This is a genomic window from Nitrospirillum amazonense, from assembly GCF_007828045.1.
Classification (GTDB): Bacteria; Pseudomonadota; Alphaproteobacteria; order Azospirillales; family Azospirillaceae; genus Nitrospirillum; species Nitrospirillum amazonense_C.
Genome location: NZ_VITN01000007.1, coordinates 249,966 through 264,292 on the forward strand (window position 1 = coordinate 249,966; position 14,327 = coordinate 264,292).

The window sequence follows — 14,327 nt, forward strand, 5'->3', positions numbered from 1 at the left end:
AGGGTCCGCGCCGCAGGACCCTATCCCATGCCGACCTCACCTCCCACCCCGTCCGCGCCACAGCCCCCGTCCAAGGGGGGATTGCGTCTTCATGCCGGTGCCTTCGTCCGGCGGCTGCGGCTGGGCGAGCCCCGCCTGTGGTGGAATGTGCGGCGCAAGCGTTTCTGGGCCGTCCTTATCCTGGCGCTCTACACGCTGGTGGGTTTCTTCGCCCTTCCACCCCTGCTGCGGTGGCAGGTCGTGAAAGTCGCGCAATCCACCTTCCAGCGCCCGGCCGCCCTGGACAGGGTGCGCGTCAACCCCTACGCCCTCAGCATCGAATTGAGCGGCTTCCGCCTGACGGAGGCGGACGGCGCCCCTCTGCTGGGTTTCGACCGGCTGTATGTCCGCCTGGCGCCCAGCGGCCTGTTGCGCTGGGCCTGGGGCATCAGCGACATCCAGCTGGATGGGCTGAAGACGACGCTGGTGCGGTATGGCGAGACCGACACCAACATTGGACGCCTGATCCAGGCCGCCGCCTCTGGCGATGACCAGGCCAAGGCCGAAGCGCCCAGCCAGGGCCTGCCGCGCCTGCTGATCCATCACGTGACCATCACCAACGCGGACGCCGACGTGACCGACCAAGTGCCGGGCACACCGTTCAAGACCAAGGTCGGCCCCGTCAGCATGGAGTTCAACGACCTCAGCACCCTGCCGGAACGCCAGGGGCAACAGCACCTGCAGGTGGGGCTGGAGGGCGGCGCCACCCTGGAATGGACGGGCACATCCGGCCTGAACCCCATCGTCTCCGCCGGCCATATGGCGGCGCGCGGGCCCTACATTCCCCTGGCGGCCCGCTATTTCGGCGACGTCTTCAAGGTCACCGTGCCGACCGGTACCCTGGCGGTTGACCTGGACTATCAGGTCAGCCGCCGCGCCGACGGTGCCTATGCCCTGGCGGTCAGCCATGCGGGTGTGGTGTTGCGCGACCTGGCGGTGCATGAGGCCGGGGTGGCGGCGCCTTTCCTGACCCTGCCGGAACTGCGCCTGGCCGGCGGGCGCCTGGCTTGGCCGGAACGGACCGCCGCCGCCGACAGCCTCAGCCTGGACGGCTTGACCGTGGCCGTGCGGCGCCAGGCGGACGGCCGCGTCGGTCCCATGCCCTGGCTGGTTGGGGATGGCGGTCCGGCGGCCGTGCCGACACCAAAGGGGGCCGACGCGCCGCCATGGACCGCCACACTGGGCAAGGTCCAGGTGCGCAAGGCCAAGGCGGTGGTGGAGGATCAGGCGCTGCATGAACCGGCGCGGCTGGAGCTGACGCCCATCGATCTCACCCTGGACAATCTCTCCAACCAGGCGGGCGCCGCATTCCCCTTCACCCTGGCGGCGGCGCTGTCCGGCGGGGGCCAGGTGACGGCGCAAGGCAAGGTCACGGCGCTGCCGGCCCTGCAGCTTGAGGCCACGGCCGCCCTGGCCGACCTGCCGGTCACCGCCGCCCAGCCCTATGTGCGCGAAAGCGCCCGGGTGGACATCAACGATGGCTATCTGTCGGCGGAGGGTGACATCACGATCACACCGCCTGAGGGCGGGACGCCCGGCGGCCTCACCGTGGTCGGCAAGGGCGAGGTGCGGTCGCTGGCGGTGGCGGAGCAGGGCGGCGGCATCCCGGTCGTCTCCTGGGATAGGTTGAGCATCGACCGCTTTGAATACAGCCAGGCGGCCAATGATCTGCGCGTTTCCCAGGTCACCGTGGCGGCGCCCTATCTGCGCCTGCAGGTGGCGGCCAACCAGACCACCAACTTCAACCATCTGATGGTGCCACGGGCCAAGGCCGCCGCCGGGTCGGCCGCACAAGCTTCAGCACCGGCCCCGGCGGTCAGCGTGGGCCGGGTGGTGGTCGCCGCCGGCAAGGCCGACTACGGCGACGCCTCCCTGCCACTGCCGTTCTCGGCCCACATCACCAATCTGCAGGGGGAGGTGGCGGCGCTCAGTTCCAGCGCCACGGCGTCCTCGCGCCTGGCCCTGCGCGGCCAGGTGGGCGACTTCGGCCAGCTGACCATCGACGGCCGGCTCGTGCCCTTCGACCCCGGCCGCGATTCCAACGTCAACATGCTGTTCCGCAACGTCGAATTCCCCGACCTGTCGCCTTACACGGTGAAGTTTGCCGGCCGGCGCATCGACCGGGGGCGGCTGGACGTCGACTTGCACTACCTGGTCAAGGGCGGCGCGCTGAACGGCACCAACCGCGTCGTCATCCGCGATATCAAGCTGGGTGACCGGGTGGATGTGCCCGGCGCGCTGGACCTGCCCTTGGACCTCGCCATCGCCCTGCTGAAGGATGACGAGGGTAAGATCAACGTCGACCTGCCGGTCAGCGGCAACATCAACGACCCACGTTTCGACATCGGCAGCGTCATCCGCGCCGCCGCCGCCGACCTGCTGACCAATCTGGTCACCGCCCCCTTCCGCGCTCTGGCCGCGCTGTTCGACGGGGCGGACGCGGACAAGCTGGATCATATCGACTTCGCCCCCGGCCGGGCCGACCTTCCCCCGCCGGAGCAGGAGAAGATCATCCATCTGGCCCAGGCGCTGGGGGCCCGGCCGCAATTGGCCCTGGTGGTGCCCGGCGTCGTGGCGCCGGAGGCGGACAAGGCACAACTGCAGATGGACGCGCTGGACGCCCGCATGACCCGGGCCCTGGCCGACAACTATACCCTGGAAGGCCAGCGCCAGTTCCTGGAGGCGCAGTTCCGTGAGCGCCTGGGCGCCGACCAGCTGCCGCCGTTGCGTGATTCCTTCACCCGCGCGCCTCCCACCCGCACGCCCCCGACTGCCCCCGGCGGCAAGACCCCACCGGTCCCTGTGCTGGATGAGCCGGGCTATGTCACCGCCCTGCGCGATCGTGTCGCCAAAACCGAACCGGTGGCGGAACAAGCCTTGAAAGCCTTGGCACAGGCCCGGGCGACGGCGGTGGCCGGCGCCCTGAAGCAGCGGCTGCCCAACCTGGATCCCAAGCGGGTCAGCCTGCGCGGCGAAGTCCAGGCGAAGGTGGACAGGGAAGGGTTGATTCCCCTGAAGCTGGACGCGGCCAGCGCCGGCGACTAGGCCGTTGCGGCTTCACAGCTCCGTCCATTCGCGCATCAGGTTGGCGTAGATGCGGGCCAGGGCGTCGAATTGCGCGCTCTTGCCTTCCAGGCTGTGCAGGTGGGTGCGGGCCTGGCCCAGGTCATGCAGCATGGACCGATGTTCCGGCCGGCGGATCATGCTTTGCAGCCAGCCCACGGCGGCCATGCGGGTACCCCGGGTCACCTTGGCCACGCGGTGGATGGCGCCGGACGGGTAGGCGACCAGCGACCCCGCCGCCGGCTTGAACCCCTGTTCGTGCCCGCCCTGGTCGATGACCAGTTCCCCGCCGTCATAGGACGCGGGGTCGCACAGGAACAGGGTGAAAGAGATGTCGGCGCGGATGGGCCCCCGGTCCGGCGTGTTGATCACCGGCATGTCGTTGTGGGCGCCGTACTCCATGCCCTCGTCATAGCGGTTGAAGGCCAGCGGCGCCATCAGCAGGGGGAACAGCGCGCGGCGAAAATCCTCACAGCGCTCGATACCACGCACCACCGTGCGGAAGGCGCCGTCATAGCCCGGCATTCCCGCCTGCAATTGCAGGTTCTTCTTCACCTGCCGGATTTGCTCCCCCGCCGTGGCGGCGCCGTCGGCGAAGGGCGTGCCGCGCAGGCCCACCAGCAACTGGCTGACTTCCTGGGGGCTCAGGACATTCGGGAAAATGGTGATCATGGGCCCGCGGCGTCCCTGCGTTCGTCTTCTTGAGGCCGGTCACCTTGCCCGTTGGCTCGGGGACTGGCAACCGGGCAGTGGGGCTGGCCAGAGCCGCAACGCAGGAACGCCGGGGACGGGCGACTATTCAAACGGCCGGGGTGGCGGGCACCGGCGCCCTGGGCGCGATCGCCCCCTCCGCCGCCAGCTCCACCACGCAGCCGGGGTTGTTGTCGCCCACCCGCGGCGCCATGCCGTGCAGGCGGGCGATGGCGGCCACCAGGCTGAGGCCCAGGCCCGTGCCCTCCAGGTGGCGGGTGCGGTCGGAGCGATAGAAGCGGGAGAAGACCAGGTCGCGCTCGTGCGCCGCGATGCCGGGGCCGTTGTCGGCCACGCGGATGACGGTGGCGCCGTCACCCTCACGCGGACCCAGCGCCAGGGTGACCCGGCCGCCCGGGGGCGTGAACTTCAGGGCGTTGTCCACCAGATTGCCCACCGCTTCCATCAGCAGGTCGCGGTCGGCGAACATCGGCGGCACGGGCGCGATATCGACGGTGAACGCGATGTCCTTGGTTTCGGCGATGGGCTGGTACAACTCCTCGATCAGCAGGATGACCTCGGCCGGATCCAGGGTGGTGAAGCCGCGCTGGCGCTTGCTGTTCTCCAGCTCGCGGATGCGCAGCAGGGCGGTGATGATGGCCAGCGCCTGGTCCAGGCCGCCGATGGCCTTGCCCACCGTCTCCCGCGTCTCCTCCGGCCCCATGTCGCCCTTCAGGGTGCGTTCCAGGCGGGCGCGAACACGGGTCAAGGGGGTGCGCAAGTCATGCGCGATCTCATCGCCCGTGGCCTTGATCTCGCCCAGCAGGCGTTCCGTCTCATCCAGGATGCCGTTGAATAGCAGGGACAGGCGGTCCAGCTCGTCCCGGGGCCCTACGCCGGCGATGGGCAGGCGCTCATGCACCTCTCCGCCCATGATGCGCTCGGCGGCGCGGTGTACCTCCTTCAGGCGCTGCTGGGTGCGCCAGGCCAGGAACATGCCGGCGCCCAGCGCCAAGCCCATGGCCGGGATGGCGCCCATGGTCAGGGCATGCATCACCACTTCGCGCAACACGACCATGTATTGGCCGTTGCGGCCGATCACCAGGATGTTGCCGTTGGCGATGCGCAGGGCCGCCAGGCGTACGTCGATGGCACCCATGGCCGGAAGATCGGTGCGCGCGGCGCTCACCACGTGGACCTTGCCGTCGATGGGAAGGCCGGGCGGCACCCCTTCCAGGTTGCCGGCGATGCGATTGCCGTTGGGTGCGAACAGGGCGGCATAGCCCACGCGGTGGAAGTCGCCCGTCACGTGGGTGTTGATCAGGGCCAGGATGGCGTCCTGGTCCTCGCTGGCCAGGGTGCGCGCGTCCTCGGTGATCAGGGCATCGATGCGATTGGTCTCAAACACCGTGGCCCGCCAGTAGATGAAGGCGAACAACAGCAGGGACGATCCGGCGAAGAAGCAGGCGAACACCGTGGCCAGCCGGAAACTGGTGGTGCGGGCTATCTCGTACCAGCGGTCATGGGAAGGTGGTGCCGGGGCGCGCCGGCTGGCTGGCCGCGCCGTGAGGCGCGCGAGCCAAGTCGCCGGATGGCGGCGCCCGGCACTTGCGCAAGGCGGCATTTCAGCGGTCACGATCGAATACCGCCGATATCACTGAGGTTCACGAAGAACGAAGCCCACGTTGCGGATGTTGTAGATCATGGGGAAGTCGCCGGGCGCGTCCACCTTGCGCCGCAGCTTGCCGATGTGGACGTCCACCAGGTTGGTCTGGGGCGAGAAGCGGTAGTTCCACACGTCTTCCAGCAGCATGGCGCGGGTGATGACCTGGGCGGGGTGGCGCATCAGGTACTCCAGCAGCTTGAACTCGCGCGGCAGCAGTTCCACCGGACGGCCGTCGCGGTTGGCCTCGCGGCTGATGAGGTCCAGCTCCAGCGGGCCCACGCGCAGGCGGGTGGTGCGCGGCTCCGCCGGCCGCCGCAGCAAGGCCTCCACCCGGGCGGACAGTTCCGACAGCACGAAGGGCTTGGTCAGGTAATCGTCGCCACCGGCCTTCAGCCCGCGCACGCGTTCGTCCACGTCGTTCAACGCGCTCAGGAACAGCACGGGCACGGGCACGTCTTCCGCCCGCAGCTGGCTGATGATGGACAGGCCGTCCACCTCCGGCAGCATGCGGTCCAGGATCAGCAGGTCGTACTTGAGGTCGTACTTGCCTTCGCGCGCCCGTTCCAGGCCCACGCGGCCGTTGTCGGCGTGGCTGATCATATACCCGCGGTCGGCCATATCGCGGATGATCTCATCGGCGGTTTCCCGATCATCCTCAATCAGCAGGATGTGAGCTTTGGAAGTCACGGGGGGCCATCCCTGATCGTCGAATGTGTCGATATCCATCCGCCGGTTCCGTCATCAGCCGTTACGCCAATACCCTGGGCGCGTGCGCATCCAAGGCGAAGGCCAGACCATCCGCCAAGGGCGTGCCGGTGGCAACCACCAAACAGGGCGAACGCGGCGATACCGCTGGGGCGGGAAACGGACGACGGCGGTCCCCTGGCGGGGACGTTGCCGCCGCAACTTTCGGCTCGTTTGATTAACGTCGCCAATTAAAAAGGGCGAATGATTTTTAAAAAAAATTATAATTTTGGCTATGCGAGCGCTGTGATAACGCATTACCCGGTGAAAGTCCGGGATGTGATCTAATGCCGCAATATATCATGATATTTAGTTGTGAAAAACCCCACAAATCCATCGCGGAAATTTTTAAAATTCCGATATGGTGCGACCGATATGGTTACTGTCAGCGTAAGTTTGCCAAGGCAATGCTTGGTAAGCTGATTGACTCATCTATTAAAAACATAAAATCAGTTTTAATAAATAAACTAAGCTTTAGTTGTCGCGTGAGTCCGTGACGATAACATTCAACCCATCAGTCATTCACTTGACGGTTGGAGTGGAAGATGCAGCGTATACTGAAGAATGCTAAAGTACAGCAGGCCGGACTAGCCCTGCTGGTATGGGCTGGGGTGGCGGCTTGCGCCCATGCCGCGACGGTTCCCGCCACCCAGGTGGACACTGTGAAGCGCGTGTGTCGCGACACCATGGGCCTGACGGCGCCCAACACCGACTACGTCGCCTGTGTGGACAGCTTGACCGGATCGCTGGCCGAAGCCGCCACGAACCGGGCGGAGGCTTCCGCCAACCTGGCCGGCCAGTCGGCGTGCAGCCAGAAGGGCCTGACCCCGGATACGCCGGACTACGCCATGTGCGTGCTGAACTATCGCGACAAGGTCCTGGGCAACGCCACCCATGTCGCCGCCTATCACTCCACCCAAAACCCGATCGACATCGCCGGGGGGAACTGACCCATGACCATCGCCATCAGCCGCCGCCTGATCAAGGCCCATTGGGCCGCCATCCTGGCTGCCGCCACCCTCGTCGCCGGTATCGGCGGCAGCCTGGCCGCCTGCGCCGGCCCCTCCTTCGCCACCCAGCGGCTGGCGCAAGAGAACCGCGCCTGCGCCGAGGTCGGCTTCACCCCGGGCACGGGGGAACATGCCCGCTGCGTCGACAACCTTGACGCCGCCATGACCCAGACCCTGGTGCCCATCAACTAAGGCGCTTCCCGCCATCGCCCGCCATCGACGGATCCCCGTCCCGCCTGTCTGGGGATCCGTCGTACGGCCCGGGTGGCCCCCGCAAAACCACCCAGGGCCTGTCGGCCCGCCCCGCTGCCGGTTGCATCCCCCAGAAAACCCGGCGGTGGGGCGCGGTCTTCAGCTAGTAATATAGCAGTATATCGTGATGTATATTGGCATATTGCCGTGCATGCGGCCGAACATCTCTCATCGGATCTTAAAAATGAATTTAGTTATCTAAAAGATCCTTTAGTCGACCGCCACATTTCTTCAATCGACAACTGCTTTAAAGGGCCATCGCGCCTGTCCGGGTGCGGATAAGAAGCTAATCAGTTGATGGGAGTGGACAGTAATGTCTATTGAAGCGCGGAACGGATGGACCCATCCGCCGCATCAGATCCGGAAAGGCCGCGCCCTGGCGCGTGCCGCGTTCATGACCACGGCCTGCGTCGCCCTGACGGGTGCGGCCCTGATGGGTGCATCGACGGCGGCGCGCGCGGAAGACGCCGCCAGCACCACGAAGCATAAGAAGGCCGCCTCGGCTGCCGCCACCGCCGCCACCCCGACCCAGATCGTGGCGACCCAGGCGCAGATCGACGCCCTGAACAGGCAGATCCAGGCGCTGCAGTCCCAGCTGCAGGCGCTGGCGACCCAGCAGGACACCAACGCCAAGGCGGTGGTGGAATCCCGCGCGGCCGCCGAGAAGGCCGCCGCCGCAGCGACCCAGGTCGCCCAGCAGCAGAAGGTGACCGACCCCAACGACAACAGCCTGCGCCTGGGCAAGGGCGTGAAGCTGACCTTCGGCGGCTTCATCGAAGCGGCCAGCGTCTACCGCTCGCGCAACATGACCGCGGACGTGGCCACCCCCTACGCCGCCATTCCGCTGAAAAACTCCTCCAACTACGACCGGGGCGAGTTCCGCGGCAGCGCGCGCCAGAGCCGCGTGACCATGCTGGCTGAAAGCGACGTCGGCCCCGATACCCACCTGGGCGCCTACTTCGAGTCCGACTTCCTGGGTGTCGGCACGTCCTCCAACAGCGGGCAGAGCAACAGCTACGTTCCGCGCCTGCGCCAGGGCTATCTGACCGCCGATTGGAAGGATACCGGTTGGCACCTGCTGGCCGGCCAGTCATTCAGCCTGGTCACCACCAACAAGTCCGGCATCGATCCCCGCACCGAAGCGCTGCCGATGGGCCCGGACGCCCAGTACGCCGCCGGCTTTGACTGGACCCGCAACTGGGGTCTGCGCGTGGTCAAGGACTGGAACCGCCATTATTGGCTGGGTGTGGCGTTGGAAAGCCCGCAGGCGTCCATCAACGGCTCGACCGCCTTGGTGTCCAACAGCAACACCAGTCCCGGCGGCTCGCTGCTGAACAGCACGGCCAACTACTCCACCGACATCGCCCCCGACCTGATCGTGAAGGCTGTGGCCGAGCCCGGCTGGGGCCATTACGAGGTGTTTGGCCTGGCGCGTGAGTTCCAGAGCCGTGCCGCCGGCCAGAACTACACCGAGACCGGCTTCGGCGTCGGTGCCGCCGCTATCCTGCCGGTGGTGCCCAAGTATGTGGACATTCAACTGAGCACCATGGCTGGCCAGGGTATCGGCCGCTATGGCTCCTCCAGCCTGCCGGACGTGACGGTCAACCCCTACGGCCGCCTATCGCCCATCACCGAGGTCACGGCCATGGCCGGCGTCATCGGCCACCCCACGTCCGATTGGGATCTGTACGCCTACTACGGCCTGGAACAGGAGGACAGCAAGGCGTTCACGGTCGCCGGCAAGGCCTACGGTTACGGCAGCGGCCTAGCCGTCAACACCGGTTGCTACACCGAGAACTCGCCCCTCGCCTGCGCGGGCAACACCCGTTCGGTGCGTGAGGCGACGGCCGGCTTCTGGTGGAAATTCTACCACGGCAACATGGGCACCATGCAGTTCGGCATGCAGGGCGAATACATCCGCCGCGACCTTTTCCAGGGCGTGGGCGGCAGCCCCAGCACCGACGACACGGTTCTCTACACCGCCTTCCGTTACTACCCGTTCTAAATCACAACCTGGCCCGGCTCCCTCGGGGGCCGGGCCTTTTCCAAGGTCCCGATGCCATCATGAAAGCTTGATGGACGAGACCGCCCCCGAAGAGGAGCCAAGACCGTCATGCCGGAAAAAGCCACCCCCAAGCTTAAGGACCGCCCCGGGGACCAGCGGGTCATGACCACCTTCCGCCTGGAACCCGACCTGCTGCGGCAGATCAAGATCCGTGCGGCGCTGGACGGCACCAGCATCAACGCGCTGATGGAGCAGGGCATCCGCCACATCCTGCGCATCAACCGCGAGAACGACGAGTCCGTGCGCCGCTTCATCATCTTCGTGGCCGAACTGAGCCCGGCGGAAATGCAGCGCCTGGGCGCCGGCCTGGATGACATCTTGGTGGAAGCGACCACCGGAGAGTTCTACCTGTGGGCCCATGGCTTGCGGCGCGGCGACAACGACCGCACCGTGTTCAACAGCCACAGCCTGGCGGACACCGGCCTCAGCGGCCGCCAGATCCGCCAGCACCTGCTGGACCATGCCGACGCCCTGGTGAACGCGCCGCAGGACGCGCCGGCCAAGGTGGGCCGGGCCTGATCCCATTGGTCCGACAAACGAGGACCCTCCCGCAAGGCGGTGCGGGGGGGCTCGCGCGGCGCATCTTTCCCGGGATGCGCCGGCTGCGGTATCATACGCGCGTGTATCCCCGACATACCGCCGACGGACTCCCGCGCCCATGGACCAGCACCAGAAGGACGCCCTGGCCAGCCGCACCCTGTGGGCGCGCCTGCGCCGGCAGTTGATCCGCCTGACGGGCGCGCAGGACGTGGACGACCATCTGCACGCCGCCTTTATGAAGCTGGAGGCGTACCGCGCCCGGGAACAGGTGCGTAATCCCGAGGCCTTTCTGGTGCGGGCCGCCGCCAACAGCGCGCTGGATGAGCACCGCCGTGCCCGTCGCCAAACCGCCGTCGCCCCCCTGGACGAGGGCCTGGCGGACACCCTGGCCGACGACGCCCCCCTGCAGGACGAGGTTTATGCCGCCCGCCAACGTCTGGACCGGGTGCGCGAGGGCATCGCCCGCCTGCCGCCGCGCACGCGGGAGATTTTCCTGATGCACCGGCTGGATGGGCTGAAATACCATGAGATCGCGGCCCGCCTCGGCATCAGCCAGAGTGCCGTGGAAAAGCACATCGCCAAGGCGGCCCTGGCCTTGGCCGAATGGGCGAAGGGGTGGTGAGACAGGTGGCCCGGGCACAATCCCATAGCGCGCCGCCGCATGAGCGGGCCGATGTCGAGGCCGCCGCCTGGATGGCGCGCCTGCATGCGCCCGACCGCACCGAGGACACCGTGGCGGCCTTCCGCGCCTGGTGCGCCGCCGATCCGGCGCACGCCGCCGCGTTCGAACACATGACCCTGGTGTGGGATGTGGCCGGTGGCCTGCATGCGGAGCGCGCCAGCCTGTCATCGCCACCGGCGCCTGACGCGCCCAGCCGCCGCCTGGTCCTGGCCGGCATCGCCGGCGGGCTGGTCCTGGCCGTGGGCGGCGTCGGCTTCTGGCAGCGGGCGGGCGCCACCGTCTACAGCACCGCCGTGGGTGAACAGCGGCGCGTGACCCTGGCTGACGGCACCCGCGTCATCCTGGATACCGACAGCCGGATCCGGGTGCGCCTGGACGACAGGGCCCGCCTTGTGACCCTGGTGCGGGGCCGTGCCAGTTTCACCACCGCCGCCACCGACCCCCGCCCCTTCGAGGTGGAGGCCGCCGGCCGTCACGTGCAGGTCCAGCCGGGCGTCGTCCAGCTGGATATCCGCCGCGATGCCGACGATGTCACCGTCACCCTGGTGGAGGGCGGCGCCCAGGTGGCGGGACTGCCGGGAGACGCCGCCCCGGTCACCCTGGCCGGGGGCCAGCAGCTGGCGACGGAAGCCGCCGGCGTGCGGCTGAGCCAGCCCAACGTGGCCGACGCCATCGCCTGGCAGGGCGGGCGCGCCGTGTTCCGCGACGACACGCTGGCGGCGGCGGTGGCGGAGATGAACCGCTACAGCGCCGTGAAGCTGGCGGTGGCGCCCGAGGTGGCGGCCCTGCGGGTCAGCGGCACCTATCGCGTGGGCGACAACGCCGCCTTCGCCCGCTCCGTCGGCACCCTTTTGGCCCTGCGCGTGGTGGGGCAGGGGGACCGGCTGACATTGGTCCGATAGAAGCGCTTGCCAAGACCAGGCCGGCGACTGCCGGCCCCGGAGCGAGCACCCCCTGGGTTAACTCAAAGGGGGGCGGAGCGAGGAAGCCAAGCCAGCGGATGCTGGCGCCCGGCGCCTGAGGGAACACGCAATGACAGTTTCGTGAAATTTCCCAAAGGGGGGTGAGGTAAAGGCGGGCCCCCGACGTCGAGAGGAAGAGGCTGGAAATCAGCCCTGCCACTCGGGGGAAAATCATGGCGTTTCATTATAGGAAAATGGCGGCCGGGCGGTTGCGCTGGTCCTTGATCGTGGGCACGGCGCTGGCCTGCCTGGCGGTGGGGGCCGCCCAGGCCCAGGCTCAAGCGCCGGCGGGCCCTGGCCAGGCACAGGCACAGGTGCAATTGCCCGCCCAGCCGCTGGCGGCGTCGCTGGAGGCGCTGTCGCGTCAGACCGACACCAACATCCTGTTCGCGCCCGACTTGGTGGCGGGCCGCACCGCCCCGGCGGTGGACGGCCGCATGAGCGTGTGGGACGCCGTGGTCCGCCTGCTGGCGGGCAGCGGGCTGGAGGTGGTGCCGGATGCCGGGGGCGGCCTGGTGGTGCGCAAGGCCGTGCCGCACGCGGCGGCGGGGGAGGCGGCCCAGTACGCCGCCGCCGACCTGACGGAAATTCTGGTCACCGCCCAGCGGCGCGAGGAAAAGCTGCAGGACGTACCGGTGGCGGTGACGGCCCTGCCGGCGAAGGCCCTGCGCGATCAGCGCATCACCAACCTGCAGGACGTGTCGCGGGTGACGCCGGGGCTGCTGGTCTCCTCCTTCAACTACAGCAGCCCCACCATCGCCATCCGCGGTCCAGCAACACCTTCACCCAGATCGGCGTGAACCGGCCGGTGGCGGTGGTGCTGGACGATGTGTTCATCACCCGCAGCTCCGCCGCCATGTTCGACCTGTTCGACCTGGATTCGGTGCAGGTGCTGCGCGGGCCGCAGGGCACCCTGTTCGGCCGCAATGTCACCGGCGGCGCCATCCTGCTGAACACGCGCAAGCCGTCCTTCACCACGCCGGAGGGGTCCGTCTCCGTCGGCTACGGCAACTACAACGCGGTGGACCTCAACGCCCTGGTCAGCGGCCCGGTCAGCGACGACGTCGCGGCCAAGCTGGTGGTCTCCCGCCGCAGCCATGACGGCTATGGCGAGGATCGCCTGACCGGTAGGGCGGAGGATGATTTGGACAGCACCAGCGTGCGGGGCCAGCTGCGCGCCCGCGCCGGCCGGGTGCAGACCCTGTTCACTCTGGACTACGGCGACGACCACAACGGCGGCCGCACCCTGTCGTCGCTGGGCGGCGGGAATGACGGCAACCCCCGCACCTCCGAGCTGGGCTTCCCGCAGAGCTTTACCCGGCACATGGCGGGTTTCGCCAACAACACCGAGATCGACGTGGGCCAGGGCACGGTCACGGCCATCACCGCCTACCGCCTGTCGCGCTCGGTGGAGCGCTATTCCTCCACCGGCACCAACTACGCCTTCCTCACCACCGGCAGCCAGCAGATGAACGACGATGCCGACGATGTTAAGGACTTCTCTGAAGAGGTGCGCTACACCAGCCCGGAATGGGACCTCGGTACCTTCGTCGCCGGCGTCTATTACCTGAACGAGGACGCCAGCCGGCAGCTGGGTACCCGCAATTACGCGGCGCGCACCGGCGTGCTGACCACCAACCAGCTGGCTAATCAGTCGGTGGGTACCGACAGCATCTCCGGCTTTCTCGATGGCACCGTCAACCTGCCGGCGGATGTCAAGCTGACGCTGGGTGGCCGCTACACCCTGGACCAGAAGCAGGGCAACCTGGTCCGCACCAATTACCTGGCGCCGGCGGCGGGCTTTCGCACCGGGGACCTCAACAGCGCCTGGGCGCAGTTCACGCCGCGCGCCGTGCTGTCGTGGCGCCCCGTCCCCGACACCATGCTGTACGCCAGCATGGCCAAGGGCTTCACCTCCGGCGGGTACAACACCGAGGCCAGCAGCCTTGCCGCCATCGTCACCCCCTTCAACCCTGAGAAGGTCACGAACTATGAGGTGGGGGCCAAGACCGGCTGGTGGGACCAGCGCCTGACCGCCAACCTGTCGCTGTTCCACCTGGATTACCGCGACAAGCAGGAATTCGTGCAGAACACCGTCACCGGCATCGGCACCATCCTGAACGCCGCCAAGGCGACCTCGCAAGGGGCGGAGCTGGAACTGGGCCTGCATCCCGTCCGGGGACTGGACCTGACCGCCGCCTATTCCTATCTGGACACCGCCTATGACGATTTCTTCATCGCCAGGGTGGTGAACAACACCGGCCATCCCCTGGGCTCCTCGCCTAAGCACAAGGTGGCGCTGACGGCCAATTATGAGACGCCGGTGGGCACGCTGGGCTTCCTCAGCGGCAATGTCAGCTATTCCTGGCTGGACGACTACTACACCGGCGCCACCAAAAGCCCGCAGCTGTTCGTCCCCGCCTATGACCTGGTCAACGCCAGCCTGTCGTTCGAAACGCCCGACCGGCGCTATCGCCTGACCTTATGGGGCAAGAACCTGTTCGACACCGCCTTCCTGCAGACCCCGTCCACGGCCGGTGTGCTGTCGGAATATCTGGGTCCGCCGCGCACCTATGGTTTCACCCTGTCGGCGTCGTTTTAAGATGGGGCGCAC

The 14,327-nt window shown here is 67.7% G+C and carries 12 protein-coding genes; 9 read left to right on the plus strand and 3 right to left on the minus strand.

The window, feature by feature from the left end; genetic code table 11:
* The first annotated feature begins 27 nt into the window (after nucleotides 1–27).
* Nucleotides 28–3,084 (plus strand): DUF748 domain-containing protein, encoded by a 3,057-nt coding sequence (locus FBZ89_RS14015; RefSeq protein ID WP_145750579.1) that lies wholly within the window; start codon nucleotides 28–30, stop codon nucleotides 3,082–3,084.
* Nucleotides 3,085–3,096: 12 nt separating this feature from the next.
* Here the strand turns inward: FBZ89_RS14015 and FBZ89_RS14020 are convergent, their stop codons facing one another.
* The 3 genes from FBZ89_RS14020 to FBZ89_RS14030 all read right to left on the minus strand — a co-directional run bounded on the left by FBZ89_RS14020 (nucleotide 3,097) and on the right by FBZ89_RS14030 (nucleotide 6,145).
* A complete protein-coding gene (locus FBZ89_RS14020; RefSeq protein WP_145750580.1) occupies nucleotides 3,097–3,774 on the minus strand; it encodes a Fe2+-dependent dioxygenase in 678 nt (225 codons plus the stop codon).
* Between the two features lie 127 nt (nucleotides 3,775–3,901).
* Nucleotides 3,902–5,416, minus strand: coding sequence for a sensor histidine kinase (locus FBZ89_RS14025; protein WP_145750581.1), 1,515 nt, complete (start codon nucleotides 5,414–5,416; stop codon nucleotides 3,902–3,904).
* Nucleotides 5,417–5,446: 30 nt separating this feature from the next.
* On the minus strand, nucleotides 5,447–6,145 hold the full coding sequence (locus FBZ89_RS14030) for a response regulator transcription factor (protein WP_281292018.1): 699 nt from the start codon (nucleotides 6,143–6,145) through the stop codon (nucleotides 5,447–5,449).
* A gap of 602 nt (nucleotides 6,146–6,747) precedes the next feature.
* On the opposite strand from FBZ89_RS14030, the gene FBZ89_RS14035 reads away from it, so the two are divergent.
* The 8 genes from FBZ89_RS14035 to FBZ89_RS14070 all read left to right on the plus strand — a co-directional run bounded on the left by FBZ89_RS14035 (nucleotide 6,748) and on the right by FBZ89_RS14070 (nucleotide 14,315).
* A complete protein-coding gene (locus FBZ89_RS14035; RefSeq protein WP_145750583.1) occupies nucleotides 6,748–7,152 on the plus strand; it encodes a hypothetical protein in 405 nt (134 codons plus the stop codon).
* Nucleotides 7,153–7,155: 3 nt separating this feature from the next.
* Nucleotides 7,156–7,404: a hypothetical protein gene (locus FBZ89_RS14040; protein ID WP_145750584.1), complete on the plus strand. Its 249-nt coding sequence runs from the start codon at nucleotides 7,156–7,158 to the stop codon at nucleotides 7,402–7,404.
* A gap of 454 nt (nucleotides 7,405–7,858) precedes the next feature.
* A complete protein-coding gene (locus tag FBZ89_RS14045) occupies nucleotides 7,859–9,469 on the plus strand; it encodes a hypothetical protein (RefSeq protein ID WP_145750585.1) in 1,611 nt (536 codons plus the stop codon).
* 108 nt (nucleotides 9,470–9,577) lie between these two features.
* Entirely contained in the window at nucleotides 9,578–10,048 is a 471-nt protein-coding gene (locus FBZ89_RS14050; protein WP_145750586.1) for a hypothetical protein, read from the plus strand.
* Between the two features lie 139 nt (nucleotides 10,049–10,187).
* Nucleotides 10,188–10,691, plus strand: coding sequence for an RNA polymerase sigma factor (locus FBZ89_RS14055; protein ID WP_145750587.1), 504 nt, complete (start codon nucleotides 10,188–10,190; stop codon nucleotides 10,689–10,691).
* 5 nt (nucleotides 10,692–10,696) lie between these two features.
* Entirely contained in the window at nucleotides 10,697–11,653 is a 957-nt protein-coding gene (locus FBZ89_RS14060; protein ID WP_186457357.1) for a FecR family protein, read from the plus strand.
* Nucleotides 11,654–11,886: 233 nt separating this feature from the next.
* Complete coding sequence (locus tag FBZ89_RS14065; protein ID WP_145750589.1) at nucleotides 11,887–12,513, plus strand: STN domain-containing protein; 627 nt, start codon at nucleotides 11,887–11,889, stop codon at nucleotides 12,511–12,513.
* Complete coding sequence (locus FBZ89_RS14070) at nucleotides 12,510–14,315, plus strand: TonB-dependent receptor (protein WP_186457358.1); 1,806 nt, start codon at nucleotides 12,510–12,512, stop codon at nucleotides 14,313–14,315. The genes FBZ89_RS14065 and FBZ89_RS14070 overlap by 4 nt, the downstream gene beginning before the upstream one ends.
* Nucleotides 14,316–14,327 lie beyond the last annotated feature (12 nt).

Bases quoted from the DNA above. Each gene is read 5' to 3' on its own strand.
- FBZ89_RS14015 (WP_145750579.1), top strand. From the start codon at position 28: ATGCCGACCTCACCTCCCACCCCGTCCGCGCCACAGCCCCCGTCCAAG.
- FBZ89_RS14020 (WP_145750580.1), bottom strand. From the start codon at position 3,774: ATGATCACCATTTTCCCGAATGTCCTGAGCCCCCAGGAAGTCAGCCAG.
- FBZ89_RS14025 (WP_145750581.1), bottom strand. From the start codon at position 5,416: ATGCCGCCTTGCGCAAGTGCCGGGCGCCGCCATCCGGCGACTTGGCTC.
- FBZ89_RS14035 (WP_145750583.1), top strand. From the start codon at position 6,748: ATGCAGCGTATACTGAAGAATGCTAAAGTACAGCAGGCCGGACTAGCC.
- FBZ89_RS14040 (WP_145750584.1), top strand. From the start codon at position 7,156: ATGACCATCGCCATCAGCCGCCGCCTGATCAAGGCCCATTGGGCCGCC.
- FBZ89_RS14045 (WP_145750585.1), top strand. From the start codon at position 7,859: ATGACCACGGCCTGCGTCGCCCTGACGGGTGCGGCCCTGATGGGTGCA.
- FBZ89_RS14050 (WP_145750586.1), top strand. From the start codon at position 9,578: ATGCCGGAAAAAGCCACCCCCAAGCTTAAGGACCGCCCCGGGGACCAG.
- FBZ89_RS14055 (WP_145750587.1), top strand. From the start codon at position 10,188: ATGGACCAGCACCAGAAGGACGCCCTGGCCAGCCGCACCCTGTGGGCG.
- FBZ89_RS14065 (WP_145750589.1), top strand. From the start codon at position 11,887: ATGGCGTTTCATTATAGGAAAATGGCGGCCGGGCGGTTGCGCTGGTCC.